The 3,550-nt window shown below is 71.6% G+C and carries 4 protein-coding genes and 2 pseudogenes; 2 read left to right on the top strand and 4 right to left on the bottom strand.

Going from position 1 to position 3,550, the window contains the following annotated elements; genetic code table 11:
- Nucleotides 1–193 (bottom strand): annotated as a pseudogene (locus tag VF536_RS08985) (M20 family peptidase); the annotation flags it as partial.
- Between the two features lie 113 nt (nt 194–306).
- Here VF536_RS08985 and VF536_RS08980 point away from each other — a divergent pair.
- Nucleotides 307–840: a BON domain-containing protein gene (locus VF536_RS08980; protein ID WP_331614491.1), complete on the top strand. Its 534-nt coding sequence runs from the start codon at nt 307–309 to the stop codon at nt 838–840.
- On the opposite strand, the gene VF536_RS08975 is transcribed toward VF536_RS08980, so the two are convergent.
- Nucleotides 832–1,959, bottom strand: coding sequence for a DUF2332 domain-containing protein (locus VF536_RS08975; protein WP_331614490.1), 1,128 nt, complete (start codon nt 1,957–1,959; stop codon nt 832–834). The genes VF536_RS08980 and VF536_RS08975 overlap by 9 nt on opposite strands.
- Before the next feature lie 68 nt (nt 1,960–2,027).
- Here VF536_RS08975 and VF536_RS08970 point away from each other — a divergent pair, with 68 nt between their 5' ends.
- Nucleotides 2,028–2,729, top strand: coding sequence for a Crp/Fnr family transcriptional regulator (locus VF536_RS08970; RefSeq protein ID WP_331614489.1), 702 nt, complete (start codon nt 2,028–2,030; stop codon nt 2,727–2,729).
- Between the two features lie 3 nt (nt 2,730–2,732).
- On the opposite strand, the gene VF536_RS08965 is transcribed toward VF536_RS08970, so the two are convergent.
- Entirely contained in the window at nt 2,733–3,230 is a 498-nt protein-coding gene (locus VF536_RS08965; protein WP_331614488.1) for a glutathione peroxidase, read from the bottom strand.
- 69 nt (nt 3,231–3,299) lie between these two features.
- A pseudogene (locus VF536_RS08960) lies at nt 3,300–3,550 on the bottom strand (EamA family transporter); the annotation flags it as partial.

The following is a 3,550-nucleotide window of genomic DNA, read 5'->3' as shown; positions in this document are numbered from 1 at the left end:
CCAGGCCCTGGCGGTCGGAGCTGCCGGACTCGATCTCGACCAGCTGCTGCAGCGTCTTCATCAGCGCGGGCTGTTCCTTCGCGGCCAGCGCGTGGAGCTCGGGCACCGTCTGCGCCTGGGCGCCGAGCGCGGTCATCGCGGCCAGGGCCAGCGCCGCGCGGCGCAGTCGGGGGAAGGAGGAGGAGGCAGGCATCGGGGCGGTCATCTTCGGAGTCTCCAGGCGTTCTTGTGGGGGAGCGACGGGCCATCCTAGCCATCAAGGCAGTCCGCTTGAAGGCTCGAAAGCGATGGGGCAAGCTCCCGGCCATGCGACGACCGCCGCCAATCGCCCATCGCCTGTGCGTCTGCGCACGGATCGCGCTGATCCTGCACGCGGTGCTGCCCACGACCGCCGCCGCGGAGGAGGCGCGGCGCAACGTCTTTGACGATCCCTTCGTGCAGCTGAGCTCGGCGATCTCGACGTCCGAGTGTCCGGCCCCGCCCGGACCGCTGATGAGCGAGGCGGAAGCCAGGGCACAGGCGCATGGCCGCATCGAGCGCGGCACCAGCTGCTTCCAGAGCGGCCGCTGCCGGCTGCCCAACGCCTATCTCTACGACAAGGAGATCATGCCGCGCGTGCAGAAGGCCGTCGCCGCCGACGGCCGGTTCGATGCGACGACCAGCGTCTGGGCGCTCGGCCAGCGGCGCTGGATCTGGCTGCAGGGCTGCGTGCGCAGCGCCGATGAGGCGTCCGCACTCGAGGCGTTGGTGAAGCAGATCGACGACGTGGAGTTTGTCGTCAACGAGTTGAAGCTCGTCCCCGGCGCGTCGGCAAGTCCGGCGTCGGGGGCCTCACGCTGAGCGGGCGTGGCCGGCGTCCAGCCACTCGATCCACCGTCCGTGCGGATGCGACCAGGCCAGCACGTCGGTGCGGACCTCTCCGCCGTCGCGCCATTGCAGCGTCCACAGCGTGCCGCTGCCGGGCGATTCGCCGGCCGGGCAGTCCGGCGGCGAGGCCATCGGCGCCAGCTTGCCGACCTCGCCGCTGATCCAGACCAGCCCGCGATCACGCACCAACCGACCGATGCGCTCGACATGCGCCTGGAACGACGCGGCGTCGAAGTAGGCCAGCACCCAGACGTTGAAGATGACCGGCGTGACGCCGGCAGGCAGCTCGTCCATCCAGCGCTCGAGGTCCGCCAGCCCGTCCTCCGTCCGCAGCAGCGGCACCGGATGCCGCCGGGCGTCGTCCAATGCCCGGTCCAGCCGCTTCCGGCGCGCGGCATCGCCCGGCCAGAGGCAGGCGCGCAACCAGCGGGCGGCCACGTCATCGGCAGGCGCGATGGGCTGCAGATCGACGCCCATGCGCCGGCCTGCCCGCCAGCGCGGCGCACCGAGCAGCGCGGCCGGACGCTCGCCGCGCCAGGTGGTGGAGATCAATGGCGCATCCGGGCGCTCACCGTGCGTTGTCTCGACGCCATCGTCGTAGGCGTAGCGATCGACGCCCAGGATCAGGCCCGCACTGCAGCCGAACTCGAACAGGGCCAGTTCGACCGGCTGGGCGTCGGTGCCGCCGAGACGCGCCGCGAGCGCCTGCAACGCGGGTCGGAGCACCGCGCACCGGCCGGTCTCATTGGTCTGCGTCGTGCGCGTGCGGATCAGCGCGCGCAGCGCCGCGTCCTCCCGGCGGACAAAGTCCCGGAGCTGCTCGCCCAGCTCGCCGTCCGGCGCCCGCTGCCCGCCCACGCTCGCGTAGTACGCGGCGAGTGGGTGCGCCTCGCCGGCCAGGATCCGGTCGTGCAGCGCGGCCAGCAGCAGCACCGGCTTGCGTTGCGTCGGCGGTGCCTCGAGCAGCAAGGCCATGAGCGCCGGATCGGCGGCGATGACCGTGGCCAGCGCCTGGTACAGGGCGTCGTCCGCGCCGTCGGTCTCGGCAAACCGGGTGAAGTGGTGGGCGATGCGCCCGAGTGCGTCTTCCATGAATGGAGACTCTAGGCCCGCCGGTCCCGCCAGAATGTCGGGTATCCGACAAATCCCTCCAGCGCGTCGTGCCGCCTCCGTCCTCGTCCTCGTCCTCGTCCTCGTCCTCATCGCCGCTGACCGCCGTCCAGGGCCTCTGCGCGAGCTTTCCCGGCCTGGCGCTGCCGTCCGCGCCTGGGCTGCGCGTGGAGGCGCTGATGCCCGCGCGCCGGCTCCCGGCGGGCCGGGTGCTCTTCGCCCAGGGCCAGACGCCGACGGCCTTCTACATGGTCGAGGACGGCGAGATCGAGGCCCGTTTCGCCGCGCTCGACGGCCGGATGTCGGTGCTGGAGCACGTGCGGGCGCCGCGTCTGTTCGGGCTCGCGGCCTTCATCACCGGCAAGCCCTCGCGTTACGAGGCGGCGGCCGTGTCGGACAGCCGCGTGCGGGTCATCGGCGAGCCGGCCTACCGCGTCCTGATGGACGACTGGCCGGGTTTCGCCCGGGCCTTGATGCGGGAGTTCGCCGAGCGCTTCGAAGGCAACCTGCGCCTGCTGGAGGCCGCGCGGCACCTGGGCGCGGAAGAGCGCTTCGGGGTGGCCTTGCGTCAACTCGCCGAGGAACGGGCCGCGCCACCGGACGCCGAGGGCTGGCGGTCCCTGCGGGCGACGCAGGCGGAACTGGCGCAGCTCGCCCACCTGTCGCGGCAGACCGTCAATCAGCTGCTGCGCGCCGCGCAGGCCGAGGGCCGGCTGCGTCTGCGCTACGGTCGGATCGATGTCCGGCCGTGAGCGTCACTCCGCCAGCGCCGCCTCGATCTCGCCGCGGATCGAGGCCGGGGCGTCGTTCGGGGCGAAACGCTTCAGCACCTGGCCGTCTCGGCCGACCAGGAACTTGGTGAAGTTCCACTTGATCGCCTGCGTGCCCAGGATGCCGGGCTTCTCACCCTTGAGCCATTGCCACAGCGGGTGCGCTTCCCCGCCGTTGACCTTGACCTTGGCCATCATCGGGAAGCTCACGCCGTAGTTCAGCTGGCAGAACGACGAGATCTCCTCATTGCTGCCGGGGTCCTGGCCGCCGAATTCGTTGCTCGGGAAACCGACGATCACCAGCCCGCGCGCCTGAAAGTCGCGCCACAGGTCCTCGAGACCCTTGAATTGCGGCGTGAAGCCGCACTCGCTGGCGGTGTTGACGATCAGCAGCACGCGGCCGCGGTACTCCGACAGCGCGACCGGCTCGCCGGCGATGCTGACGGCGTCGAAGTCGAAGGCAGTCTTGCCATTGGTGCTCATGGGGGACCTCCTCGTAAGCCTCGTGACGACCCGGGTGGGCCGGCGTGCATCCTAGCGCGACGCCAGGGTTCAGGCGCGACGCCGCTCCAGCGCCGCCAGCATCGCCGCGGCCAGGATGGCCGCCCCGCCGGCGGCGGTTTTTCCGTCCAGCGTGCCGCCGCCCAGAAGCAGCGCCGAGATCGCCGCCACCGGCACCTCCGTCAGCATGACCACGGCCGTGACGTTGGCCGGCAACCGCGCCGCCCCGTATTGCAGCGACAGGTTGGAGATGAAGAACAGCAGCGCCATCCCCGCCAGCGGCAGCAGCCAGGCCGCGCCCG

This window comes from Roseateles sp., assembly GCF_036486225.1.
Lineage (GTDB): Bacteria > Pseudomonadota > Gammaproteobacteria > Burkholderiales > Burkholderiaceae_C > Roseateles.
This window is presented reverse-complemented; position numbering and strand designations above follow the sequence as displayed.

Excerpts from the sequence above, each read along its gene's own strand:
- VF536_RS08980 (WP_331614491.1), top strand. The coding sequence starts at position 307 with ATGCGACGACCGCCGCCAATCGCCCATCGCCTGTGCGTCTGCGCACGG.
- VF536_RS08975 (WP_331614490.1), bottom strand. The coding sequence starts at position 1,959 with ATGGAAGACGCACTCGGGCGCATCGCCCACCACTTCACCCGGTTTGCC.
- VF536_RS08965 (WP_331614488.1), bottom strand. The coding sequence starts at position 3,230 with ATGAGCACCAATGGCAAGACTGCCTTCGACTTCGACGCCGTCAGCATC.